Origin of the sequence: Ruminococcus sp. J1101004sp1_RTP21198st1_B9_RTP21198_201120 (assembly GCF_040924245.1) — a bacterium.
Classification (GTDB): Bacteria; Bacillota; Clostridia; order Lachnospirales; family Lachnospiraceae; genus Blautia_A; species Blautia_A faecis.
On record NZ_JBCOMI010000003.1, the window covers coordinates 167,487 to 191,715 of the forward strand.

Below are 24,229 nucleotides of genomic sequence, written 5' to 3' on the forward strand. Positions count from 1 at the left end.
ATAAACCAAGATTGTTCCTGTTCACAGTCTGACTAGAAATTATCGTGAACAGAAAACAGAGATTAACACAATCAACAAGGAGGATTCCCATGGAACAATTAAAAATTCCTATGGGCTATCATGCAGACCTTAATCTTCATGATACTCAGGTAGCAATTAAAACTGTGAAAGATTTTTTCCAGCAGACACTTGCACAGAAGCTGAACCTTCTGCGTGTCTCCGCACCTATATTTGTAGATCCAAGTTCCGGCCTCAATGATAACCTGAACGGCGTGGAGCGTCCGGTAAGCTTTGACATCAAAGGCATGGACTGCAACGCTGAAATCGTACATTCTCTTGCAAAATGGAAGCGTTATGCACTGAAGAAATATGGTTTCTCTGTAGGTGAGGGCTTATACACCGATATGGTTGCCATCCGCCGTGATGAGGATGTTGACAACATCCATTCCATCTATGTAGACCAGTGGGACTGGGAGAAGATCATCACCAAAGAAGAGAGAAATGTAGAAACTCTCATTAACACTGTCCGTACTATCTACAGCGTACTCCGCAAGACAGAGAAATACATGGCAGTACAGTATGACTACATAGAAGAAATTCTTCCAAGAGAGATTGCATTCGTCTCCACAGAAGAGCTTGTAGACATGTATCCGGATCTTACCCCTAAGGAAAGAGAATACAAGATCGTCAAAGAAAAAGGCGCTGTTTTCCTTATGCAGGTAGGTAAGAAACTGACAAATGGCGAGCGCCACGACGGACGTGCTCCAGACTATGATGACTGGGAATTAAACGGCGATATTCTGGTATACTATCCTGTACTGGACATTGCCCTTGAACTTTCTTCCATGGGTATCCGTGTAGACGAGACAGCACTTGACAAACAGCTTACAGAAGCTGGCTGTGACGACCGCAGAGAGCTCCCGTTCCAGAAGGCCATTCTGAATAAAGAACTTCCATACACAATCGGCGGCGGTATCGGTCAGTCCCGTATCTGTATGTTCTTCCTGCGCAAGGCTCATATTGGAGAAGTACATGTTTCCCTGTGGCCTAAGGAAATGCAGGAAGAAGCTGCTAAAGGCGGTATTCCACTTCTGTAAAATAGAATCGAGGGATCAAATTGAATATACTTTTTTTCTTAACACCGAAAAGTGATATTGCCTACATTTTCGAGAATGAAACTTTGAGGCAGACTCTTGAGAAAATAGAACACCGGAAATTTTCCTGTATTCCTATTCTGAATCCAGATGGAAAATACGTAGGTACTATTTCTGAGGGCGATCTTCTCTGGGGAATGAAAAATCTGAACATCACGGATATGAAAGCAGCCGAGGAAGTACCGGTTATGGCTATCTCCAGAAGAGCCACCTACAAACCGGTACACGTTGACTGCGACATGGAGGATCTCCTGGACCGCGCAATCAACCAGAACTTTGTGCCGGTTATAGATGATCAGGATCACTTTATCGGAATTGTCACAAGGAAAGAAATCATCAAATATTGTTATAAAGAAATGAAGAAAAACGCATAGGATTTTAAATCACCGCATTTTTTCACACAAAAAAAAGACAACCTCTGTCCCATTTAAACCAATGGAAAAGGTTGTCTTTTTTCTTTTTACAGAACCTTAGACAAAAATTCCTTCAATCGCGGATTCTGCGGATTTTCAAAAAACTCCTTCGGCGCATTCTGTTCCTGAATTTTGCCGTCATCAATAAATAAAACTCTTGTTGCAACCTCTCTTGCAAATCCCATCTCGTGAGTAACTACAACCATAGTCATGCCGCTCTTTGCAAGCTCTTTCATCAGCTCCAGAACCTCTCCAACCATCTCCGGATCCAGTGCAGAAGTAGGCTCGTCAAAAAGCATAACATCCGGATTCATGGCAAGGGATCTTGCAATGGCAATACGCTGCTTCTGACCACCGGAAAGCATATCCGGATAAGCATTTGCCTTATCTGGAAGTCCCACACGGGCAAGAAGCTCGTCCGCACGTCTGGAAGCCTCTTCCTTTGTCATCAGTTTCAGTGCAACCGGTGCCATCATAATATTCTGCTTTACCGTCTTGTGTGGAAACAGATTAAACTGCTGGAAAACCATTCCGATCTTCTGACGATGTCGATTTATGTCAACCTTAGGATCTGTGATATCTGTTCCTTCAAACAGGATTTTACCTCCTGTAGGCTCCTCCAGAAGGTTGAGAGAACGAAGGAAAGTGGATTTACCAGAGCCAGATGGTCCGATAATGGCAACAACCTCGCCCTGACAAATATCTGTGGAAATTCCATCCAGAACCTGATTGGATCCAAACGCTTTTTTCAGATCCTGTACCTGGATCAAAACTTTACTCTTATCAACGCTCACTGGTTCTCAGTCTCCTCTCCAGTTTATTCATAAAGAAGGTCAGTACCATGACCACGATCAGATAAATTGCAGCTGCTGCCAGAAGAGGCATAAAAGCATTGTAGGTACGGCTCTGGATCAGCATTGCACCCTTGGTCAGGTCCATCATTCCGATGTAACCGATAATAGAAGTTTCCTTAATCAGCACGATAAACTCATTTACCAGTGCAGGAAGCACATTCTTAAACGCCTGTGGAATGATAATAAGACGCATGGTCTGGGTAAAATTAAGTCCCAGGCTACGTCCTGCCTCTGTCTGTCCCTGGTCAATTGACATGATTCCGGAACGGACAATCTCCGCAACGTAGGCACCTGAGTTGATACCAAATGCCAGACTTCCTACCAGAATCTCATTGACGCTTACAGAACCAAAAACTACAAAGTTCATGATCAGAAGCTGGATCACAGTAGGTGTTCCACGGATCACAGTCAGATAAACTCTGCAGATGGAGTTGGCAATTTTAAAATTCCCGGATTTATCGTGGGAAGAACGGATAATTGCCACCAGAAAACCGATACAGATACCGATCAACAGGGCGAAAACTGTGATGATCATGGTATTTTTCAAACCATCCAGCAGCCAGGTGTATCTGTCATCTTTTATAAAATTGATATAAAAATCGTGTCCAAATTTTTCAAACATATTATTTCCCTTTTTATTTGCTTATCTAATGGTGCAGTGCCTGCTTCTCTTTCGGCACCATTCCATATAGGAAAAGCTGCCAGAACTGTATGCTGGCTGTTTTCATTCTTTCAGTCAGTAACATTAGTAGGAGTCACCTTGATCTGCCTGTATCCAAAGCTTATACATTCCAAGCTTTTCCCAAACAGCATTCATCTAGGTGACTCACACTTCTCTGACAGCTTATGCTGTATTATTTCTATCAGTCAGCTTTTACAATGATAACCTGGCTTGCATTTGCATAGGTGTCTGTGAAATCAACGCTCTCCAGACGATCCTCTGTAACGGTCATTCCGGCAGCACCGAAATCAGCTTTTCCAGACTGCACTGCAGCAAGGATTGCATCAAACTCCATATCGTCGATCTCAAGCTCATATCCAAGCTTATCGCAGATTGCCTGTGCAATATCAGCGTCGATACCAACAATCTCATCACCGTCACGGTACTCATATGGCTCGAACTCAGCGTTTGTTGCCATTACAAGAGTTCCGTTGGAACGGTCTACATCTTCCGGAGACTCATATGGTGTCTCGCCAATGTTATCACCGATGTAGTTGTTCATAATATCATCAACAGTTCCGTCCTCTTTCAGTTCTTTTAATGCGCCGTTAATCTTGTCAAGAAGCTCATCATTGCCTTTCTTCAGGCAGATTGCATACTCTTCTTCAACGAATGGCTCGTCCAGGATCTTCAGTCCGTCTGCATTCTCAACAAATTTCTGAGCTGGCTGTGAGTCGATGATCACACAGTCAATCTGACCGGCCATAAGTGCCTGGATTGCTTCGCTTCCTTTGCTGTAACGCTTAACAGTTGCTCCGTCAGCCTCATATTCACTAGCTTCAATATCACCGGTTGTACCAAGCTGTACACCGATTGTTGCATTCTTAAGATCATCCTTTGACTCAACAGTTGCAGCAGATACGCCAGCAGTCATGGAAACTGCCATTACTGTGCCAAGTGCAAGAGCTACTAATTTTTTCATATTCTTTTCCTCCTCTTAATCTCATATACAGAACCAGTTCCTTATATCTTCATCCACATAGTAAGCTGTTGCTATTTATTTCTTCCACAACAACCGACTTCACAAGATGGGGACATAATTATTCATGCTTTCTGCATATTCATTCATCTATCTTTTCCTCATTTTATCAGCTTTTGGGAAAAATGCAAGAGTTTCCATAAATTTCCCCAACTTCTTTGTCATTATTTGGAAAAATTCACTTTTTGATAACAGATCTGTGTTATGATATGATTCGTGTGGAGTAATTAAATAATTGAATGACCAAGGCGTTAACCGCCTAAACAGGAGGTATTTGTTATGAAATTTACAAAAATGCATGGTATCGGCAACGATTATGTATATGTGAACTGTTTTAAAGAAACTGTGAAAGATCCATCAGCAGTTGCCAAATTTGTGAGTGACAGACATTTTGGAATTGGCTCAGACGGACTGATTCTGATTAAGCCGTCTGACATTGCAGACTGTGAGATGGATATGTACAACCTGGATGGTTCCCAGGGTGCTATGTGCGGCAATGGCATCCGCTGTGTAGCCAAGTATGCTTACGATTACGGCATTGTAAACAAGACCAGTATCAGCGTAGCGACCAAAAGCGGCGTGAAATATCTGGATCTTTCTATCCGTGACGGAAAAGTCAGTATGGTAAAGGTCAATATGGGCGCCCCTATTCTTCAGGCTTCTCTGATTCCAGTTGTATCTGAGTCTGAGCAGGTCGTAAATGCCCCTATTGAAGTAGACGGACAGATTTATCACTTTACAGCTGTTTCCATGGGAAATCCTCACGCCATCGTATACATGAATGACGTAGACGGGCTGGAAATCGAAAAGATCGGTCCATCTTTTGAAAACCATATAAATTTCCCTGACCGCGTCAATACCGAATTCGTAAAAGTCATCGACCGACACACTGTCCAGATGAGAGTCTGGGAGCGCGGTTCCGGTGAGACTCTGGCTTGTGGAACAGGTGCCTGCGCAGTTGCAGTTGCTTCTATTTTGAACGGGCTGGTTGACCGTGATCAGCCGGTTACCGTGAAGCTTCTTGGTGGCGATCTTAATATTTTCTGGGACGAAAATGACGATCAGGTTTATATGACTGGTCCGGCGACTACTGTATTTGATGGGGAAATTGATCTGGGATTTCTTGGAGAATGACTCAATAAAAAGGCCCTTGCGGACTGTAGGCATTTTGTAATGCTTACACCGCAAAGGCCATTATTCTTTCTACAATAAATACTGCACCACAGGCAAGAAGCGCCACAGTCAGCAGACTCTTCTCTTTGTACGCTGCAATCAGCGCCACTACAAATCCCACTACAGCTGAAATTACACTTGCCGTTGCCGACAAAATCGCCGGAAACGTCATAGCTGCCAGACAGGCATAGGGCACATAAAACAGAAATGATTTTATAAAAGGATTGGTAATCTCCTTCTTCGCCAGTGCCAATGGCAGCATACGGATCAAATATGTAACGCCAGCCATAACCAGGATATAAATATAAACATTAGGCTTCATGAGCTTCCTCCTTGGCATTTTCTTCATCAACCGGGCAAAGCCATGCTGCCAGTCCGGCTACCAGAATTGTAGTAATAATAATCACAAATCCGGATGAGACTTTCGATAATACAGGAACCCAGGCAAATAATGCGCTCACTGCCATTGCTCCAAGAACAACCAGAAGCACTGCTTTGTTTTTCTTGGATGGCGGAATAATGACAGCCAAAAACATTCCATAAATGGCAACTCCAAGTGCACTCATAATAAAATTAGGAAGAATACTTCCTGAAATAGCTCCAAGCAGGGTTCCAATGGTCCATCCCGGGATTGCTACACTCATTACACCATAATTATAAAACGCACTGACTTTCCCCGGTTTACTGGCACTGACTCCGAATATCTCATCTGTTACGCCAAATGCAACTCCGTAACGATGCCCCCAAGTTTCATCACGTCTTAGCTTCTGTGAAAGGGAAAACGACATCAGACAGTATCTCAGATTGATAATCAGCTGAGTAAGTGCCATTTCCCATAAGGAACCTCCTGCTATGATAATATCAAGACCTGCAAATTGTCCCGCTGACGTAAGATTCGTCAAAGAAATCAAGACCGCCTGCCAGATAGACAGTCCGCCCTGCACCGCCATCATACCAAACGTAAAGGAAACAGCCAGATACCCCAGGGCAATGGGGATTCCATCTGTAATTCCTTGTTTAAAGCTCTCTTTTTTCATGAGAGATTTCCTCCGGTTTCTTCTGTAGTCACGCAAAGAGCCTGGGAAACAGTTTTGGCCTCCCAGGCTCTCTCATTGTAGCACTTTACACTAATAAATTCAACTATTATCCCTTGTATTCTCACTTTCTCTCTACAATCTTGTAATAAACCTTCGCTGTCAGCCCATAAATCACGCCATAAACCAAAGCAAATACCAATAATGTCACCACCGTGCATCTGGCAAACAAACCGCTGTTTGTCATGCTAAACAGCGCCAGCAGTCTCTTTACCATAGGAAATGCCATAGCAATATGCAGTGCTGCCATTCCAAGAGGAAGGAAAAATACCATAAGGATCTGTCTGTGAATGGAAGATTTCACCTCTTTATGAGTCATGCCCACCTTCTGCATGATCTCGAACCGTTCCTTATCCTCATAGCCCTCTGAAACCTGCTTGTAGTAAATGATCATAGCCGCCCCCATCAGAAACAGCAGTCCAAGGAAAATTCCAAGGAACAAAATTCCACCGAACATACTGTAAAAACTGTTATACAGTTCCTGTTTTATAGTACTGTAGTTCATTCCCACTTCTATAGTTCCAGCTGCTTTTTCGGAATCCAGAAGCTCCGATGCAAGATCGCTTACTTTGATGGCAGATGCATATTTTTCTTCTTCACTTCCAGACAGATACACATCCGTTTCCAGTTCCATCAGAGACATTGCACTTTGATAAACTTCCTCCTGCTGCAAAAACAAAGCAAAAAAGTCTTCGTCATTTACAACCAGCTTCAAAGAATCCATAGAAGAAAAATTATCTCCCACATACTGATAATTTTTCAGCCATTCTTTCACCTGGTAAACCTTGTTATGAATCTCCAGAGTCTCACCGTCTGTTTTTCCATTGTGGTAAGCAAGAACTTCACCTGGCGCAAGGGAAATCTCTTCTCCCGTAACCCTGGCATACTCTTCCTGTGGAACCACGGTAAGGGTTTCCAATGAGGCTGGCATTGCCATAAGGGAACTCCCATCAACATTTGCAAATTTCCAGCTCCCATCTTCGCTTCCCACAAGCGTAGAGGAAAAAGCAATTTCGGTGTTAATTTTCTCATAAGAAACCTGGTTTTCAATTTTTCCCAGTAATTTCTCTCTCATTTTTTCCAGATCTTCATAAGAATTTCCCCGGTACAGCACATTCACATCCGCCGGACAGCGTTTGTTCATAATATCATCCAGTCCGGAATTCAGGCACACCGTAGAAGAGATCATCAGAAGTACGCCTGTGCTCAGAATGCAGATACTTGCAAGTCCAACTGCATTTTGTTTCATGCGGTACAGCATACCGGAAACAGCAGTAAAATTCTTGGTTTTATAATAAAATTTCTTATTCCAGCGCAGAACTTTGAGCACCACAATGCTTCCTGCTGTAAAAAGAAGATACGTTCCTGCCATTACCAGAACCACTGCCACAAAGAACAGCGCCAGCGCCGAAAGAGGTGACTCTGTGGTAATGGCAATATAATATCCGATAAACAGACAGATAAAACCAGCAACCGCCATCAGCCATTTTGCTTTTGGTTCCTTTTCCCCTGCATTTTGTGCCTGAAGAAGCTGAATCGGGTTTGTTTTGTAAACCTTCCTGATATTTACCAGAAGGATCAAAACAAAAATAGCTCCAAACACTTCCAGGCATATTCTGATTGCCGGAACGCTGACTTCGAACCCAAAGGACGCCGGAACCTTGATCAGTTTCAAGAGCAGCAGAAGCGCCAGCTTGCTTCCCAGAATTCCCACAAGGATTCCGCCAACAAAACTGATCAAGGCACTAAACAGATTCTCCAGCATCATAACCCTGCTGATATGCTTCTTTTCCAAACCGAGAATGTTGTAAAGTCCCAGTTCCTTTTGTCTTCTTTTCATGAGGAAACTGTTGCTGTACAACAGGAAAATAAAGGAGAAAATAACAATAACGCCAACTCCCATAGTCGTGATCATCAACACGTCACCACTGTGACGGATCGTTTTCATTCCTGCATTATGATTGATAAAAAGCATCATATACAGCATTGCCACATTGAACAGACACGCCAGAATATAGGGCACATAGATCTGTTTGTTTTTTCGGATGTTTACAACTGCCAGCCTGGCAAAAAATCCCTTACGCATGATACTCACCGCCCGTCATCAAAATAGTTAAGGTATCGGAAATCATCTGATACATCTCCTCTTTTGTTTTCTCGCCGCGATAGATCTGGTGGAAAACTTCACCATCTTTTATGAACAGAACCCTGGATGCCCGGCTAGCTGCCTGGGCGCTGTGAGTAACCATGAGAATGGTCTGTCCCTGTCTGTTTATCTCTCCGAAAACGTCCAGAAGAGCATTTGCAGCCTTGGAATCGAGAGCCCCTGTGGGTTCATCCGCAAGGACCAGGCGCGGCTGTGTAATCAGAGCCCTGGCAACTGCACATCTTTGTTTCTGTCCTCCAGAGACCTCATAAGGATATTTTTCCAGCAGCTCATAAATATGAAGAGCCTGTGCAATAGGGCGGATTTTCTGCCCCATTTCCCGGTAATCTTCACCAGCCAGCACCAGCGGCAGATAAATATTATCCCTCAGGCTGAAGGTATCAAGAAGATTAAAATCCTGGAACACAAAGCCCAGATTTTTTCTTCGAAATGTAGAAATCTCCTTATCAGAAAGGTGTCCCAGGCTTTTTCCATCCAGAAGTACGTCTCCGGAAGTAGGTTTATCCAGTGTTGCAAGAATATTCAGAAGTGTAGTTTTTCCGGAACCGCTTTCTCCCATAATTGCAACAAATTCACCTTTTTCCACAGAAAAATTCACATTGTTCAATGCCTGCACCTTATTTCCGCCAAAACGAGTGGTATATATTTTTTTCAGATTTGTAACTTCAAGTAATGACATTTTTTACTCCTCTCCTTTATCAATGAGCTTTTTCATACGCTTCCTTGCAAAAAACAGTATACTTAAAAAAGTCACTTGCTGCCATCGAATCAGATTACAAAATGCAGGCAGAATCTTACAATGTTGTAAGGTTGTCACATAAAGTTTGCAAGAAAAAAATTTCATCTGGCAAAACTCTTTATGATATAGAAGATTTGGTCAGTATTTTTTGCAATATAAAAAGGCCGCTGACATATACGACCTTTTTTATATTATAATCCCCTATTGGGCATATATCTTCTCTGGCGTCATTCCGGCAGCCAATGTAAGATAATACACCGCGTCCGCCGCCACACACACTACGTTTTCCTCATGCATGAACTCTGTGATTTCCGAATCAAAAAGCATGTTTGCCTGTGCTTCAAATTCCTCATCCTTATCCCAGAACAAAACTGCAATATTCAAAAAAGGAAATACCGGAAGCACATACCCCACATCTCCCTGAGGAAGCAAAGTTCCCCCAAGAACCTCACAGGCTTTTCTTAATTCTTCTGTTTTCCCGGCGAAAAGCTCCTGCAGCCTGGAAATAATCGTCCTTCTGTAAGCAGCCTCAAAAGGATACACTCTCTTCACCTGGCGAAAAGCCACCAGATTGCCCGATGCCACAGGATGAGCTGCTGAATAGTAAAACGTATTATAAATATTCATCACCGTATCAAATCCAGGGCTTTTCCCATCTTCTGTAATGAATCCGTTTTTTCGGTCAATTCGAAATCTTTTTGAAAAGTAGATGATATAAAGAAACTCCTCATCAGCTTCCAGCTGAAATTTGCGAATCAGTTCCTCCTGATCCATTTCCAGGAATTTCAATCTCCAGTTCTCGATTACCTGGTCATAATTAGACTGCCTGTTTTCTGGCATAATACATTCTCCTCTTATCCGCTATTTACCTTTAGCTATGCCATATAACTTGAAAGCTTCCTGTTTCAAGTATTTTTACCAGCTGCTCCACTTCATCGGAGTTCCAGTTTTGCGCAGTCTGTGCTTCCCCTGTGAATTTCACGCAGGTTCCGCAGGAAGAGCTTAAATTCCTTGGCACCGGCATGATCGTAGCCGGATATCCCTCTTTCTCACATTTTTTCTTGAAAGACATAGCTCCAAAATGGGAAAAAAATGTGGCTATGTAATCTCCCATTATTTCTCAAGAGTGAGGACAAAGTCTTCCCCATCCTCTTTTACAGACACCTTATATCCCTGATGCAGGGCGAAACGGGATACGTTTTCTTTGGCTGTTACGTTATCTACCATTACCGTATATGCCTTCTCACCGGATGCCAGCGCATTCTTAGTACGGATCACAGGTTCCGGGCAGGAAAGCCCTCTTGCATCTATTGTTTTCATACACTTAATCTCCTTAGATTTTTCATTATTTCAACTAAACGGAATTGTCTGTTTACACAGATATACTATAAATGAGCGTCCTTAATCAACTTCACGCTTCATTCTTACGCATGGAATTTACTGTCGCAATCACGATCAGAACCACAAAACCGATCACAACAGCGATCTTGCCATTTGCAGTCGGGCCTTCTCCAGAAGATGCCAGTCCGAAATTATGTGCTACAGCTGCACCAGCCATCAGACCAAATACTGTGATGGCGGAGTCTGTGTTTCCTTCACCAGCCAGAACCAGCTGACGAAGCGGGCAGCCTCCAAGAAGGACACAGCCAAATCCTGCAAGCGCCATTCCAAGTGCATTCCAAAGACCATCTGTATGTGCGACAGGTTGTCCTGCAAATCCTGGATTAAAATATCCCAGGATCATGTTTCCGATCAACGCACTTACCAGAATTGCAATAAATCCAAGAAGCAGCTTCCACTCTCCAAACAGTACCACGTCACGGATTCCTCCAACCATACACAGGCGGGTTCTCTGTGCAAGTGCACCTACCAGAAGCCCTGCGATCAGGGAGATTGCAATTGCAGCATGCTTTGCTCCAGGACCACCGTCAGCTTCTGTGAAGTGGATGAATGCAGGTGCTGCAATGAGAAGCAGAAGAATTCCGATTTCCACTACTGGGAAAATGCCGCCTTCAACCGGCTGCATTTTATAGGAACGTTTCAGAGTATAGCCTTTTTTCAGGAAAAATACTCCGGCAAGGATTCCAGCAATAAATCCGATCAAACCAAAGATGGCGTTGAAATCGCCGCCAGCCAGACGAAGGATCATGCGGAATGGGCAGCCAAGGAACATCAGGCAGCCGATCATAACGAACATTCCGATCACAAAACGGGTAACAGGTGCGGAGCCGCCTCTTGGCTTAAATTCTTTGGTTGCAAGAGCAAGAATGCAGGAGCCAAGTACCAGTCCTACAATTTCCGGGCGGATGTACTGAACCGCAGCTGCACTGTGGAATCCCAGTGCTCCTGAAGTATCACGCAGGAAGCAGGCAATGCAGAAGCCCATATTTGCAGGGTTTCCGAAATATACCAGAGCCACTGCAATGATTCCGATGATGACACCGGCTCCGATGATTATGGGTGTTTCTTTCTTTGACAATGTTTCTTTCATACTCTTTCCTCCTTAGATAACTGTCAAATCTTTCCTCTATTTTAGCATTTTTTGTCAGAAAACTCTAATTGATTATGTGGGATTATTTTAAGTATTTATAGATATTGTCGATAAATCGTGGTATTATAGATATATTAAATAACCATTTTCCAAGCGAAAGGATATAATCATGAACCGAATTTACCTCGACCAGGCCAGCACCTCTTTTCCAAAGGCTCCAGGTGTGGCACAAGCTATGGTGGATTACCAGACTATGAACGGAGTTAACGTGAACCGCGGCTGCTACTCCAGTGCTTACTCAGCAGAAGAAGTTATTTATGAGACACGCCAGCTGCTGGCAGAACTTTTCCACTTTTCCAAATGCAAAAATGTAATTTTTACACCGAATGTCACCACCAGTCTCAATTTTATTTTAAAAGGATTCTTAAAACCAGGAGACCATATTCTGGTATCCGCCATGGAGCACAATGCAGTTATGAGACCTGTAGTACAGCTGGCTTCCTTAGGGATTTCCTTTGACCGGATTCCTTGCAGAACGGACGGCTCTATGATTCTGGAAAAAGTAGAAGAACTGATCCGCCCTGAGACGAAAGCTATTGTCACTTTACATGCTTCCAATGTATGCGGAACCAGGATGCCCCTTGATGCCCTTGGGGAAATCTGTCAGAGGCACCAGCTTTATTTTGTTGTGGATTCTGCACAGACGGCTGGGATCGTACCAATTAATATGGACAAAATGCATATTGACGCGTTAGCTTTTACCGGACATAAAGGACTTCGGGGACCACAAGGGACAGGTGGTTTCCTGGTTTCCCAGGAATTGGCAGAACAAATGGAACCACTGATTTCCGGCGGTACCGGAAGTGTATCTCATACGGAAGAAATTCCGGATTTTATGCCGGATCGCTTTGAATCCGGGACACCTAATCTGCCTGGAATTTATGGACTGCATGAAGCACTTTTGTACTTGAAAACGCATTCTTTGCAGGCGATAAATGAAAAAGAATTGTCTCTCACTGGTTATTTTCTGGAACAGCTGCAGGCACTGGACGATACTGGCAGACATATCCGTATTATTGGAAAAAAAGATCTCACTAACCGAAATGCAGTTGTTTCGATCCAGACACCAGAAATCGACATGTCACAGGTGGCGTGGCAGCTGGACAATGAGTATGGTGTTATGACCAGAGTCGGACTCCACTGCGCTCCAAACGCCCACAAGACGCTTGGTACTTATCCTGCCGGAACTATCCGGTTCTCCTTTGGACCGGAAAATACAAAGAATGAGCTGGATTTTGCCATCCAGGGATTAAAGAAAATTTTAGACTTATAAATTCAGCATTAGTAACACTTAATTAGTCTTTGAGAAAGGAACCAGTATTTTTACCCTATGGAATTTAAACAATTAGAGGCCTTCGTAGCCGTAGTCGAAAATAAAAGCTTCTCTGAAGCCGCCCGCCAGCTGAATCTGACCCAGCCCACCATCAGTGCCCACATCAATTCCCTGGAACAGGAATTGAATTCGCGGCTGCTGATCCGCACCACCAAGAAGCTGAACATCACCCAACGCGGTCTTCTGCTCTATGACTGCGCCTCCAATATGCTGAACATGCGCAGCAACATTATAGAAGAGTTCACCGGACAAAATAAAAAAATTGTTGACCTGGCTGTTTCCACCATTCCTTCCTCCTACCTTCTGCCAGGTATTCTCAGTGCTTTCACCAGCCAGATTCCAGACGTATATTTTCACTCCTGGCAATCCGACAGTCTCGGCGCTGTGGCAAGAGTTCTGGATGGCAGCGTGGATCTGGCTCTGGTGGGAAATACCTTTGACGAACCAGATTGCTGTTTTATCCCTTTTTGCAAAGATAAACTTGTAATTGCCACCCCTGTCAACCAGCATTACCTACAATATCAGCAAAAAATGGATTCCGGCACCCTTGATTTCTCTGATTTTCTAAGAGAACCCTTTATTATGCGCGAAACCGGTTCTGGAACCAAAAAGGAAATTGACCGCTATCTGGAAAAACGAAATATCCCGGCTTCTTCCCTGCACATTGTAGCCCGCATGAACGATCTGGAGGCCATCCGCAAGTCTGTAGCCGGCGGCCTTGGAATCTCCATCCTCTCTGCCTGCTCTGCCAAAGATCTGGCCGACACCCACCAGATTCTCATGTTTCCCCTGAATCACGAATCCGCCATGCGAACCTTCTACATTGTGTACAGTAAGAACCGGATTCTGAAGCCACATGTGAAGCAGTTTTTAAAATTCGTAACAAATTTTTATTAGAGCGTGTTTAAAAAAGGCTTTCTGCACGATGTGCGTCACAATTTATGGGAGATTTTTCAAACACACTCTAATAACCGCCTTTTAGAAATACCAGACAAAAGGAAGCTGCCCACCAATTTCCCAGTGAACAGCTTCCCATTTCATTCCCACATATTCAAAATTCAATTTCAGCAACTGCCGCCAGCTTATTTCTCCTCAGCAGTCTCTTCAGCCTCTGTCTCAGTCTCCGGAACTACGTTGTGAACTGGTGTTACAGTTGCGACAACTGCTTCCGGATCAGTTGTGATGTGGATATTCTTATTCTTGGCGATTTCAAGGTCTTTCACACGAAGCGTATCACCAATCTTCATACCAGCCACATCAACCTTGATCTTGTCAACCAGATCTGCCGGAAGTGCTTTGTATGCAACCTCTTTCAACTCATCCTGCAGAACACCGGACATAACCTTCTCTTCATTTTCCAGAATGATCTCAGCAGTGGAATGAACCATCTCATTGCTTACCAGTGCCTGGAAATCAACTTCCTCTACTGTATGTGCAAGTGGATTATAATCAACTTCCTTGATCAGCGCATCATAGGTTTTACCATCCAGTTCCAGCATTACCTGGCTTCCTTTATTGTTGTTCTTCAACAGAACTTCAATTTCTTTCTTAGTAAACTTAAGGGGAATGGAACCTTCAATTTCTCTGCCGAACAGGTTACCTGTTACAAATCCTTCTCTTCTTAATTTCTTTGCTTTGACATCCATGCTTCTTTTTTCAGCTTTTAAAGTATTCATTTATCTTTTCCTCCAAAATTCTGAAACGCTTAGCAGCCTTCAACAAAGAGGTTTTGTTAAGTACTTCTTTTTTCTTTTTACGTCCCTTATTATAGCCACCTGTTTCAATTATGATTAACCAAACATAACTTTTTTTAAGGGATTTTTTTAGTAAAATCTGCTCTTGCTTTTCCGGAAAAATAGAAGTATAAAATAGATGAATCGCTCAAAATTTTCAGGCAGTTGTCTTCTCTGCCGTAAAAGGCAGTTTTCGCTCTGCAACCTGCTTCAATAATGCCTCACTATGAGATACCACGATCAACCCGATTTCCCGCCTTTTTACTTCTTCCAGCAGAAAATTCCAGATCTGGCTCTGCGTGATGAGATCCAGCATGGTACTGATCTCGTCTGCAATCAGAAACCTTGTCTCTTTTCCCAGTGCTCTTGCAATACAGAAACGCTGCAATTCCCCACCGGATAATTCCTGAGGATACCGGTTCAGCCAATCTTCTTCTATCCCCAGCCCCTCTATGATCCGATTTTCAACCTGCCCTCCGTCAGACAAAATTTTCTCCATTTTCAGTCTGGGATTCACAGCCCTTTCCGGATGCTGCCAGATCATCTGCACCGGACAATACCCTTTCTCCGGCAAAGGCTTTCCATCCAGCAAAACCTGTCCTTTGCTGGGTTCCAGATAACCGGCCAGAATTTTACACAATGTGGTTTTTCCATAGCCACTTGGTCCTGGCACCCACACTCTTTCGTTGTTTTCCACTTTAAAATTTATATTTGAAAAAAGTTCTGCACCTTTTCTCTCATAAGAAAATGAAATATCTCGTGCTTCCAGAATCATTTTATATCTCCTGTTATAACTATTCAGTAGGCAATATGCATTAAAGTCATCCCATATCTGACTTTACTATGAAAGTCCCGGATTACGAATACGGCCGGCAGCTGTGGGAGTGCCACAGGCACACAACAGCTGACTTTCCTATATAGTAATGTCGCCGATAGGTGGTATTTCCGTTTTACATACAATACCGGATACACCTGACACTTCCGCATCCAGCCTCCACCATAGGTATTTCCCCTTTGCATTCTTCCCGATACCAGCTGCACCTTGGTCCAAAAGGACATCCCTGCGGCATGTCTTTCACATAAGGCTGGGTTCCGTCAAGAGGGGTAAAGCCATTCTGTGGAAGTGCCCGCCACAATGCTTTTGTATAAGGATGGCGCAAGGTCTCTTCTGAACGAAAATCCGAAACCGGGGCCTCTTCCACTGTTTTTCCTGCATAAAAAACAACGATCCTGTCAGCAACTTCCAGTGCCAGCTCAATATCATGAGTAATCAGAAGAACTCCATTTCCTTCATCTGCAAATTTTCTGAAATCCTCCATAGACTTTTTCGCAAGTGTTAGGTCCATGCCAGGCGTGGGTTCATCCGCAATAATAAGCTTTGGATTTTCCATTAATGCAGTAGACAATAAAATTCTTCTGGTCATTCCTCCAGAACACTCGAAAGGATATTTCGTTTCAGTTTCCTTAGGCAGACCATACCTGCGGAACAATTCCGATTGCTTTTCTGCCCCTTTTCTCCCTCTTTTTCCCCAGACCTGTTTTCCCACTTTCATAAGCGGATCCAGATATAAGGTGCTCTGAGGTACAAAAGCAATTTCCTTTCCACGAAGTTCACTGATCTTCTTTTCGTCCATCAATTCACCCTGGAACTTCATAGTTCCGGATACATTTGCATTATAAGGCAGAATTCCCAAAATCGCATGTGCCAGAAGACTTTTTCCGGAACCGCTGGAGCCGACTACAGCCACCAGTTCCCCTTCCCTCACTGCAACAGATAAGCCTGAAATCACGGGAAGCCAGCTCTGTCTGCTGGTTTTCCCTTTATATTGGAGAAAGGAAACGGAAAGCTCTTCTATTTCCAGTATTTTTTTCTTATTGGTACAACTCATATTTTTTCATACGCTGCTGTCTCTTACCGGACAGTCCCTCCTGCTATTCTCTATTTGTGAACACTTCCCGGATCCAGAAGCTGACGAAGAGCTGTACCGCCTTTTTCAAACAGCACAACCGTAAGAACCAGCATCATTCCAGGAAATACAGCCAGCCACCATTTGCCCATGATCAGATAGCGCATACTTTCTGATAAAATAACTCCAATCGCCGGCTGCTCCGTGGAAAGCCCGAAGCCCAGAAATGTAATACTGGACTCATGAAGAATTGCGTGTGGGAAAAGCAATACCAATCCAACAATAAACTGGGGCAGAACATGGGGAACTATGTGTTTTTTCGCAATCTCCCATTTGCCCAGCCCAAGCTTTCCTGCGATCTGAATATATTCACTTTCCCGAAGCTGCATAACCTCTCCTCTGATCAGCCTTGCCAGAGATGTCCAGTGCGTCAGCGCCACACCTGCAATCACTCCCTTCAGCCCTTTTCCCATAGCATAGGAAATCAGAAGCAACAGCAGAATATGCGGAATTCCCATAACAGTGTCAATTGCAAAAGAAATGGCAGAGTCCACCTTTTTTCCAAGAGTTGCTGCACAAATTCCAAGAATCAGTGCCATAACTGCGCTTACACCTGCTGCCAGCACGCCAATAAGAATACTCATAGATAAACCTGTAAGAGTACGGTAAAACATATTTCTGCCCAGCCAGTCCGTACCAAAAGGATATTTCAGACAGGGGGCAATATTTTTTCTGGAAAAATCGGTCACCATAGCGGCATCATGAAGCACCACCCCAAGTATGGCTGTCACCGCCAGAAAAGCTACAGAAAAAATCAGCAAAAGCCTTGCTTTCTGCCGCTGGTTCAGCCTTGTCCTCTGCTTTTCCACGGCTCCCGGGCTGCCCTTTGAACAACTGTTTTTCATTACACCTTCGCTCATAGTCCCAGCCCTCCCTTCCGGATTCTGGGATCAACAACTCCATACAGTACATTTGCCAGGAAATTTCCCAGAAAAACAATGGCTGCTGTTATCAATGTAATTCCCATAAGAAGAGGCACATCACTGCCAGTTCCCGCCGCTACAGCCGCCTGTCCCAGTCCCGGATAGGAAAATACCTGCTCCACAAGAACCGAGCCTCCTATGATCTCACTAACAGATGCAAACTGCAGGGTCATGGCCGGAAGCAGCACATTACGAATGCCATGGCGAAGAATGATGCTTCCGGTTTTCTCTCCCCGCGCCTTTGCAAAAAGGATGTAATCGCTTTCCATTATATCAATCATTTTTTCCCTGGTATGTAATGTGATATTCGAAATTCCGGTTATGCTTAAAGTGACTGCCGGAAGAATGGCATGACGCACTCTGTCCAAAAAGGTAACACCGCTGGCTTCTACTCCAATAGGAACACTAAGTCCAATGGGAAGGATTTTCATCCAGACTCCAAAAATGATCAACAGCAAAAGCGCCAGCCAGAAAGAAGGAGTACTGGCAATCACCAGCGAATAACCTTTTATGATCTTATCCGGCAGCCTGCCCTGAAACACCCCTGCAATTACCCCCAGAAGGAAACCCACCAGGCCGGAAACCACCCACGCCAGTCCCATAAGAAAAAGAGAATTTCCCAGCTTCACTGCAATGACCTTTGTCACCGGCTGCCGGTATAACAGAGAAATTCCCCCATCTCCCTTTATAAATGCATTCAGCCAGTTCAGATATCTCTGCACTGGCGGTTCATCCACGCCCCAGTAGGAGCGCAGCTTTTCTTTTTGTTCTTTACTCATACTGCCCAGAGCAGCCTGCCCCACATTGGCCTGTAACGGGTCAATGGGGGAAGCTGATACAAGGGCAAAGGTAAGAATGCTTACTGCAAAAAGCAGTAATATGATTCGTAGCAGGTTCTTTCCTGCGTAAATACCTATACGTTTCATCTTAATTTATCCGTTTCGTTTTTTCTTACTCTTTATTCCCACTCCCACTGGTCTACATTGTTTACAATAGACCAGCCATGGCCATGAGGATGTAATTTCTGATCTGCCACTTTCAGACCGTCACGTACAAAATAAAGATGGTCAATATTGCACAGCCAGATCCACGGAATATCTCCTTCCTGTGTGATTCCGGTGGTTCCGTCCCACTGGGCTTTTTTCCAGAGATCGTAGGATTCTTCCAGGTTGCTGCTTGCAAGTGCTTCGTCCATGTATTTGTCAACTGTCTCATTTGCATATGGAGAATATTCCGCACTTCCGGTATCCTTGATGGTGTGATAAATATTGTAAAGCTCCATAGGGCTATGTGCTCCCCATCCCCATATAAGCGGTTCTGACTGTGCCTGATCGTAGGCGGTATCCCAGCCAACACCAGAAGTAGTTACATCAATTCCAAGCTCACGCAGCTGATTGGCAGAGTCTTCTGCAAGTGCCTGACGCACAGAATCTCCATTTGAAAACATAATGGTAAGCTCTGCTTTTTCTCCATCTTTTTCTCTTATTCCGTCATCGCCTTCTATCCAGCCTGCTTCTTCCATCAGAGCCTTCGCTGCATCAAGGTCATACTCTGTAACAGCCTCCTCGTTGTACCATGGCATTTTGTCGCAAACACTATATGATACTGTTCCATAACCATTGAGTACATTTTTGATCATCTCTTCTCGGTCAATAGCAAGATTAATTGCACGTCGTACCTTCACATCGGAAGTCAGACTGTTTCCATATGTGATACCATCTTTTTCTTCTGGTTCTGTACACGGAAGATTAAAACCACGGTTATCCACAGTTGCCACACTCAGGAGTTCATACCCGTCAATTTCCTGGTCACTGTAAGAGGCTGCTGTGTGAGCTACATCTGCCTGTCCGGACATTGCCGCTGCCATGGCTGCATCTTCTTCCATAAACAGCACCGTCAGTTTTTTGATCTTTGGTTCTTCTCCGTAGTAATCCGGGTTTGCTTCAAAAATAACCTGCTGTCCTTTGTCCCACTGCTTCATAATATAACGTCCGGAACCAATTGGATTCTGTCCATAATTTTCATCATAGGCATGCTCTGGTACGATTCCTACAATTGCCATGGTGTATGGCCAAATGGAATATGGCTCATTCATATGAAACTCTACTGTCGTATCGTCCACTGCAACTGCTTCCTTCAGCATGGTAAAATCGTTTACAGAGCTTTCATCGCGACAGGTATTAAAGGTAAAAGCAACATCAGAGGCGGTCAATGGCTCTCCATCTGTAAACTTCACATCATCACGGATTTTTACTGTCCAGGTAAGACCATCGTCACTGCAGGAATACTCTGTGGCAAGATCATTTTCAATTCCAAGGTCCTTGGTGGTACGAACCAGGGTACTCTGGATCAATGGCTCATGAACATGCTCTCCGGCTCCCCATCCGTAAGCCGGATCAAAACCGGATTCCGGTTCTGATGTGGTTGGCATTGTAACTACCACAGACTGATCCTCCGCACCCGCATAAACATTCCCGGCTGGTACAGCCAGCAGCATGACCGCTGTACATAATAAACTGATTACTTTCTTGATTTTCATAGCAGTTCTCCCTCTTGTTTTTATTATCAGCAGAAATATTATTTTCTGAAGATTACTGATTCTTTTTTCTCCCATCCCTCATTTCTTCTCAGCGCGTGTATGAAAAAGGCTTTCTGCAAGATGTACATCACAATTTGTGGAGATTTTGCCCGAATCCGGGTGAAATATACCGCAAAGTGGGGCGTGCAGACTGCGGAATTTTTTCAAATACGCTCCAGATAAGAAAGGCAGTTATAAGCTTTTGTCCTATAACTGTCTTTCTATAGAAGGTCTGTATTTACATGTAATAATGAGTGGAGGTGTTACATGTAACTATGTATAAAAATTCGCATTTCAGGCGTTTTCTGCCTTGCTGCTGAAACCTATTGTACCAGAATCAACAGGTATCACAAGCTCCCCAGGGGGATATTTACCCATTCCCATTTTGCATATTTTTCTGCTTTTATGGAATATCTTACAAGGAAATTTCAAGAAAAAAAATCCTGCTTGCAGGATTCTCCGACTGCGGCGGGCTGCCTCGAACGGCAACTCCCCTTTCATCGCAGTGCAATCCTGCCCGGCAGGGCTTTCTTCTGTGCTTATTTTACTCAAATACTGCATCCACCAGCTTCTTTGTATACGCCTCTTTCGGCTCATTGATAATATCATCCGGCTTCCCGCTCTCCACCACTTTTCCGTCATACAGAACCAGCACCTTATCGCAGAAACTCTGTACAAGTGCAAGATTATGGCAGATAAATATAAAGGATAAGCCATGTGTATCCTTCAGCTCTTCCAGAAGCTCCATGATCTGCTTCTGAATGGTCACATCCAGTGAGCTGGTAGCTTCATCGCAGATCAGCACCTTCGGTTCTACGGCCAGTGCCCTTGCAATTGCGGCTCTCTGACACTGTCCTCCACTGACCTCATGTGGATATCTTTTTGCTAACTCTCCATCAAGGCCACACTGTTCCAGAAGCTCTTTTACCCTTATTGCGATATCAGTCTTCTTCATGCCACGATTTCGAAGGCTCTCTCCGATTCCGTCCCCCAAAGTTCTTCTTGGGTCAAAGGAACCTGCCGGATTCTGAAAAACCATCTGGATATTTCCATATACGTCCCTTAACTGGCTCTGTTTCAATTTCGTAATGTCTTTTCCCTGGAATTTCAAAGTACCATCTGTAATGTCTGTCAGCCTTGTGATCATCTTCGCCAGTGTACTTTTTCCGGAGCCGGATTCGCCGACGATTCCAAGTGTTTCTCCAGCCTGCAAAGAAAAGCTTACATCATCCACGGCTTTAAAAGGCTCTTTTCCCCTCTGCGCAAATACCTTCGTTAAGTGTTCAGCTTCCAAAAGTGTGTTCATGATCTTTCCTTTCTCTTAAGCCTTGGAACTGCTGCCAGCAGCTTCTTCGTATAGGGATCCTGTGGATGGTTCAACACCTTTTCCGCTTCTCCATATTCCACCATTTTTCCATTTTTCAGAACCAGAACAGTATCTGCCATTGCACGAACTACACCAATATCGTGGGTGACAATTATAATTGCAGTTCCAAACAATTCCCTGAGCTTTAGCATTTCTCTTACTACCTGGCGCTGAACCGATACATCCAATGCACTTGTAGGTTCATCAGCCAAAAGAATCGGTGGATTCATCAGCATGGAAATGGCAATCCCTGCTCTCTGGTTCATTCCACCGGATAATTCAAAGGGATAGCTGTCCCACACGCGCTGGCTGTCTTTAAAATTCAGCTTTTCAAACAATTCCATGGCACGATCCTTTGCTTCATTTCTGCTCACTTTCTTATGGGCGCGCATACTCTCATAAATCTGGTCACCAATCGTACGGATAGGGCAAAGAGAGGCTCCTGCATCCTGAAAAATCATGCCGATTCCTGCTCCCCGGATTTTTCTTTTTTCCTTCTCTGAAATATCCAGAATATTCTGTCCCATATAACAGATGTCGCCTCTGGTTACCAGGCCTCCTGAACCAAGAAGTCCCATAGCAGCTTTGATCAGTGTACTTTTACCACTTCCGGATTCTCCTACAAGCCCCAGGATTTCGCCCGGTGTAAGTGAGAAGCTTACATCATGGACTACCGCTTCCCCGTCAAAGGATATCTCCACCGAATCATAGGTCAGTATTTTATTCTCCATTGTCGTGCAAACTCCTCCTTGATATCCAAAAAATATTTCTGCCAGCTGCCTGTATTATCCATACATGGCAGCTGGCTCTCATTTACACCATAGGCAGGTCAAACTCACAAAGCGTATTTTTCCTTAGTTAATATCCAGATCTGCTGTCAACTCATAGTAATCACAAGGATGGGCCACAAGACCGGTTACATTTGACTGCATGATCATGCTCATTTTAAGATGAGAACAGAACACATAAGCGTTATCATCCAGAACGGTCTGTTGCATCTGAATTCCCAGTTCAGAACGTTTTTCCACATCAAATTCTTTTCTCAGCTCTTTTGCAAGCTCTTCCAGCTTATCACTGTGATAATGTCCATTATTGGAAACAGAGTCATCCAGAGCACAGGTTGTGAAGAAATTCTCCGGATCTCCTGTTGGGGCTGTTACCATGGCGCTTGCGTATACGTCCCACTGCGCAGGATCTTTGCGGATGGTATTACTGTCAGATGTGCAGTTAACCTGAACATCCATACCAATCTCTTTCAGAGTTGCCTGGGCTGACTCAGCCAGCAGCGGAAGCTCCTGACGGCTTGGATAAGTAAGCCAGCGGATCACAAGCTTCTCGCCATCCTTTTCACGGATTCCGTCACCATCTGAATCAACCCAGCCTGCATCCTCCAGAACCTTTTTGGCTCCATCCGGATCATAGCTCTCTGTAGTCAGATTCTGTCCGCCAAATGAAAAAGTATCCGGGAATGCACCAACTGCAGGATATCCGTATCCATTCAGAAGTACGGATACGAAGCTCTCTTTGTCAATTCCCATGGCAATTGCCTTGCGGACTGCCGGATCAGAAGTTACCGTACTTTCAAAATTCATCCATGCATAGAATGCGCGGCTTGTTGCAGCACTGGAGAACGTAAAATCATCATTCTCAAATAAAGGATAGCTTGCATATGCCATACCATAGGCAGCATTGATTTCACCTGCCTGAAGTGCAAATGCCAGTGTATCACCATCGGAAATGGTGCGGACGGTAATTTCATCTACGTTTACATCGCCATTCCAGTAGTTTTCATTTTTTACAAGATCAACATGATCGTCTGTTACAAGGTCTGTAGCCACATAAGGACCTGTACCGATTACAATGCCATTATCGGTAATTCCCGCCTGCACATCAATAATACATCCATACGGGTCACACAGATAATTGATCAATGCCGGTTTCGGCTCTTTGGTCTTAATGGTAACCACATTTCCATCTGCCTCAATACTGTCAATGCAAAGGTCACCTGCTGCTCTTTCATGATTTTCAACCAGAGACTCCAGGCTTTCCTTTACCGCCTGTCCGTCACAGGCACGTCCATTGGAAAATACAACACCATCGTTCAAAGTAATTTTCCAGGTAAGCTCATCTACATTTTCATATTCTTTGGCAATCCATGGTTCAATTTCCATGGTATCAGAATAGCGGAACAGGGTTTCGCCGACACCATAGCGGATGCAGGCCCAGCCGGCGTAGGTGTTCTGTGGATTGATATCCGCTTCTTCATTCTCCGCATTAAAGGTGGTATCACCAAATACAAATGTTTTCTTATCTTCCGCCATTGCGGGCACTGTAGTCAAACCTATTGTCATACAGACAGCCAGTGCAATTCCAAGAATCTTCTTTGTTTTCATTTACATTCCTCCTCGTGTTTATTCATACTCTTATATTTAACATGCTTTTTTCCAAAGCTTACATATTTCATTTCCGCTTTGACAGCACAAA

At 44.1% G+C, this 24,229-nt stretch carries 26 protein-coding genes; 5 read left to right on the forward strand and 21 right to left on the reverse strand.

Features of this window, described 5'->3' with window-relative positions; all coding sequences use genetic code 11:
* The first annotated feature begins 89 nt into the window (after nucleotides 1–89).
* Nucleotides 90–1,097: an aspartate--ammonia ligase gene (asnA, locus tag AB5618_RS03310; RefSeq protein ID WP_118578181.1), complete on the forward strand. Its 1,008-nt coding sequence runs from the start codon at nucleotides 90–92 to the stop codon at nucleotides 1,095–1,097.
* 20 nt (nucleotides 1,098–1,117) lie between these two features.
* Entirely contained in the window at nucleotides 1,118–1,528 is a 411-nt protein-coding gene (locus AB5618_RS03315) for a CBS domain-containing protein (protein WP_368366488.1), read from the forward strand.
* An 86-nt stretch (nucleotides 1,529–1,614) separates the two neighbouring features.
* Here the strand turns inward: AB5618_RS03315 and AB5618_RS03320 are convergent, their stop codons facing one another.
* From AB5618_RS03320 to AB5618_RS03330, 3 genes are all read right to left on the reverse strand, one after another.
* On the reverse strand, nucleotides 1,615–2,337 hold the full coding sequence (locus AB5618_RS03320) for an amino acid ABC transporter ATP-binding protein (RefSeq protein ID WP_148461325.1): 723 nt from the start codon (nucleotides 2,335–2,337) through the stop codon (nucleotides 1,615–1,617).
* 13 nt (nucleotides 2,338–2,350) lie between these two features.
* Entirely contained in the window at nucleotides 2,351–3,043 is a 693-nt protein-coding gene (locus tag AB5618_RS03325) for an amino acid ABC transporter permease (RefSeq protein ID WP_118578179.1), read from the reverse strand.
* Between the two features lie 241 nt (nucleotides 3,044–3,284).
* On the reverse strand, nucleotides 3,285–4,064 hold the full coding sequence (locus AB5618_RS03330) for a transporter substrate-binding domain-containing protein (protein WP_148461118.1): 780 nt from the start codon (nucleotides 4,062–4,064) through the stop codon (nucleotides 3,285–3,287).
* Nucleotides 4,065–4,400: 336 nt separating this feature from the next.
* On the opposite strand from AB5618_RS03330, the gene dapF reads away from it, so the two are divergent.
* Nucleotides 4,401–5,255 carry a diaminopimelate epimerase gene (gene dapF / locus AB5618_RS03335; RefSeq protein ID WP_148461117.1) on the forward strand — a complete coding sequence of 285 codons (855 nt, stop codon included), beginning with the start codon at nucleotides 4,401–4,403 and terminating at the stop codon, nucleotides 5,253–5,255.
* Nucleotides 5,256–5,298: 43 nt separating this feature from the next.
* Here the strand turns inward: dapF and AB5618_RS03340 are convergent, their stop codons facing one another.
* From AB5618_RS03340 to yedE, 8 genes are all read right to left on the reverse strand, one after another.
* Entirely contained in the window at nucleotides 5,299–5,616 is a 318-nt protein-coding gene (locus AB5618_RS03340; protein ID WP_118578176.1) for an AzlD domain-containing protein, read from the reverse strand.
* Nucleotides 5,606–6,331: an AzlC family ABC transporter permease gene (locus AB5618_RS03345; RefSeq protein WP_173716050.1), complete on the reverse strand. Its 726-nt coding sequence runs from the start codon at nucleotides 6,329–6,331 to the stop codon at nucleotides 5,606–5,608. Before AB5618_RS03345 ends, AB5618_RS03340 begins: the two co-directional genes overlap by 11 nt.
* 121 nt (nucleotides 6,332–6,452) lie before the next feature.
* Nucleotides 6,453–8,474 carry an FtsX-like permease family protein gene (locus AB5618_RS03350; protein ID WP_148461115.1) on the reverse strand — a complete coding sequence of 674 codons (2,022 nt, stop codon included), beginning with the start codon at nucleotides 8,472–8,474 and terminating at the stop codon, nucleotides 6,453–6,455.
* Nucleotides 8,467–9,234, reverse strand: coding sequence for an ABC transporter ATP-binding protein (locus tag AB5618_RS03355; protein WP_173734844.1), 768 nt, complete (start codon nucleotides 9,232–9,234; stop codon nucleotides 8,467–8,469). Before AB5618_RS03355 ends, AB5618_RS03350 begins: the two co-directional genes overlap by 8 nt.
* A 261-nt stretch (nucleotides 9,235–9,495) precedes the next feature.
* On the reverse strand, nucleotides 9,496–10,134 hold the full coding sequence (locus AB5618_RS03360) for a DUF3786 domain-containing protein (RefSeq protein WP_148461114.1): 639 nt from the start codon (nucleotides 10,132–10,134) through the stop codon (nucleotides 9,496–9,498).
* A 31-nt stretch (nucleotides 10,135–10,165) separates the two neighbouring features.
* Nucleotides 10,166–10,408, reverse strand: a complete 243-nt coding sequence (locus tag AB5618_RS03365; RefSeq protein ID WP_148461113.1) for a DUF3343 domain-containing protein — start codon at nucleotides 10,406–10,408, stop codon at nucleotides 10,166–10,168.
* Entirely contained in the window at nucleotides 10,408–10,614 is a 207-nt protein-coding gene (locus tag AB5618_RS03370; protein WP_148461112.1) for a sulfurtransferase TusA family protein, read from the reverse strand. The genes AB5618_RS03365 and AB5618_RS03370 overlap by 1 nt, the downstream gene beginning before the upstream one ends.
* A gap of 91 nt (nucleotides 10,615–10,705) precedes the next feature.
* Nucleotides 10,706–11,785 carry a YedE family putative selenium transporter gene (gene yedE / locus AB5618_RS03375; protein ID WP_118578170.1) on the reverse strand — a complete coding sequence of 360 codons (1,080 nt, stop codon included), beginning with the start codon at nucleotides 11,783–11,785 and terminating at the stop codon, nucleotides 10,706–10,708.
* A 169-nt stretch (nucleotides 11,786–11,954) separates the two neighbouring features.
* Between yedE and AB5618_RS03380 the strand changes: the two genes are divergently transcribed.
* Together AB5618_RS03380 and AB5618_RS03385 are read left to right on the forward strand one after the other, a co-directional pair.
* Nucleotides 11,955–13,118: an aminotransferase class V-fold PLP-dependent enzyme gene (locus AB5618_RS03380; RefSeq protein WP_173769332.1), complete on the forward strand. Its 1,164-nt coding sequence runs from the start codon at nucleotides 11,955–11,957 to the stop codon at nucleotides 13,116–13,118.
* A gap of 57 nt (nucleotides 13,119–13,175) precedes the next feature.
* The gene (locus AB5618_RS03385; protein WP_173769333.1) at nucleotides 13,176–14,075 is read left to right on the forward strand and encodes a selenium metabolism-associated LysR family transcriptional regulator; all 900 of its coding nucleotides are present in this window, start codon (nucleotides 13,176–13,178) and stop codon (nucleotides 14,073–14,075) included.
* A 185-nt stretch (nucleotides 14,076–14,260) separates the two neighbouring features.
* On the opposite strand, the gene AB5618_RS03390 is transcribed toward AB5618_RS03385, so the two are convergent.
* From AB5618_RS03390 to AB5618_RS03435, 10 genes are all read right to left on the reverse strand, one after another.
* A complete protein-coding gene (locus AB5618_RS03390; protein ID WP_118578167.1) occupies nucleotides 14,261–14,854 on the reverse strand; it encodes a 50S ribosomal protein L25 in 594 nt (197 codons plus the stop codon).
* A gap of 214 nt (nucleotides 14,855–15,068) precedes the next feature.
* Complete coding sequence (locus tag AB5618_RS03395) at nucleotides 15,069–15,686, reverse strand: ABC transporter ATP-binding protein (RefSeq protein ID WP_173769334.1); 618 nt, start codon at nucleotides 15,684–15,686, stop codon at nucleotides 15,069–15,071.
* Between the two features lie 175 nt (nucleotides 15,687–15,861).
* Nucleotides 15,862–16,800, reverse strand: coding sequence for an ABC transporter ATP-binding protein (locus tag AB5618_RS03400; RefSeq protein WP_173769335.1), 939 nt, complete (start codon nucleotides 16,798–16,800; stop codon nucleotides 15,862–15,864).
* 50 nt (nucleotides 16,801–16,850) lie between these two features.
* Nucleotides 16,851–17,738, reverse strand: a complete 888-nt coding sequence (locus AB5618_RS03405; RefSeq protein WP_243879989.1) for an ABC transporter permease — start codon at nucleotides 17,736–17,738, stop codon at nucleotides 16,851–16,853.
* Nucleotides 17,735–18,727: an ABC transporter permease gene (locus AB5618_RS03410; protein ID WP_173769336.1), complete on the reverse strand. Its 993-nt coding sequence runs from the start codon at nucleotides 18,725–18,727 to the stop codon at nucleotides 17,735–17,737. The genes AB5618_RS03405 and AB5618_RS03410 overlap by 4 nt, the downstream gene beginning before the upstream one ends.
* A gap of 32 nt (nucleotides 18,728–18,759) precedes the next feature.
* The gene (locus AB5618_RS03415) at nucleotides 18,760–20,340 is read right to left on the reverse strand and encodes an ABC transporter substrate-binding protein (protein ID WP_368366489.1); all 1,581 of its coding nucleotides are present in this window, start codon (nucleotides 20,338–20,340) and stop codon (nucleotides 18,760–18,762) included.
* A gap of 78 nt (nucleotides 20,341–20,418) precedes the next feature.
* Nucleotides 20,419–20,547: a DUF6783 domain-containing protein gene (locus tag AB5618_RS03420; protein ID WP_368366490.1), complete on the reverse strand. Its 129-nt coding sequence runs from the start codon at nucleotides 20,545–20,547 to the stop codon at nucleotides 20,419–20,421.
* Nucleotides 20,548–20,923: 376 nt separating this feature from the next.
* Nucleotides 20,924–21,685, reverse strand: coding sequence for an ABC transporter ATP-binding protein (locus AB5618_RS03425; RefSeq protein ID WP_173718166.1), 762 nt, complete (start codon nucleotides 21,683–21,685; stop codon nucleotides 20,924–20,926).
* Nucleotides 21,682–22,476 (reverse strand): ABC transporter ATP-binding protein, encoded by a 795-nt coding sequence (locus AB5618_RS03430; RefSeq protein ID WP_173769338.1) that lies wholly within the window; start codon nucleotides 22,474–22,476, stop codon nucleotides 21,682–21,684. The genes AB5618_RS03425 and AB5618_RS03430 overlap by 4 nt, the downstream gene beginning before the upstream one ends.
* Nucleotides 22,477–22,599: 123 nt before the next feature.
* Entirely contained in the window at nucleotides 22,600–24,138 is a 1,539-nt protein-coding gene (locus AB5618_RS03435; protein WP_173769339.1) for an ABC transporter substrate-binding protein, read from the reverse strand.
* Between the last annotated feature and the right edge of the window lie 91 nt (nucleotides 24,139–24,229).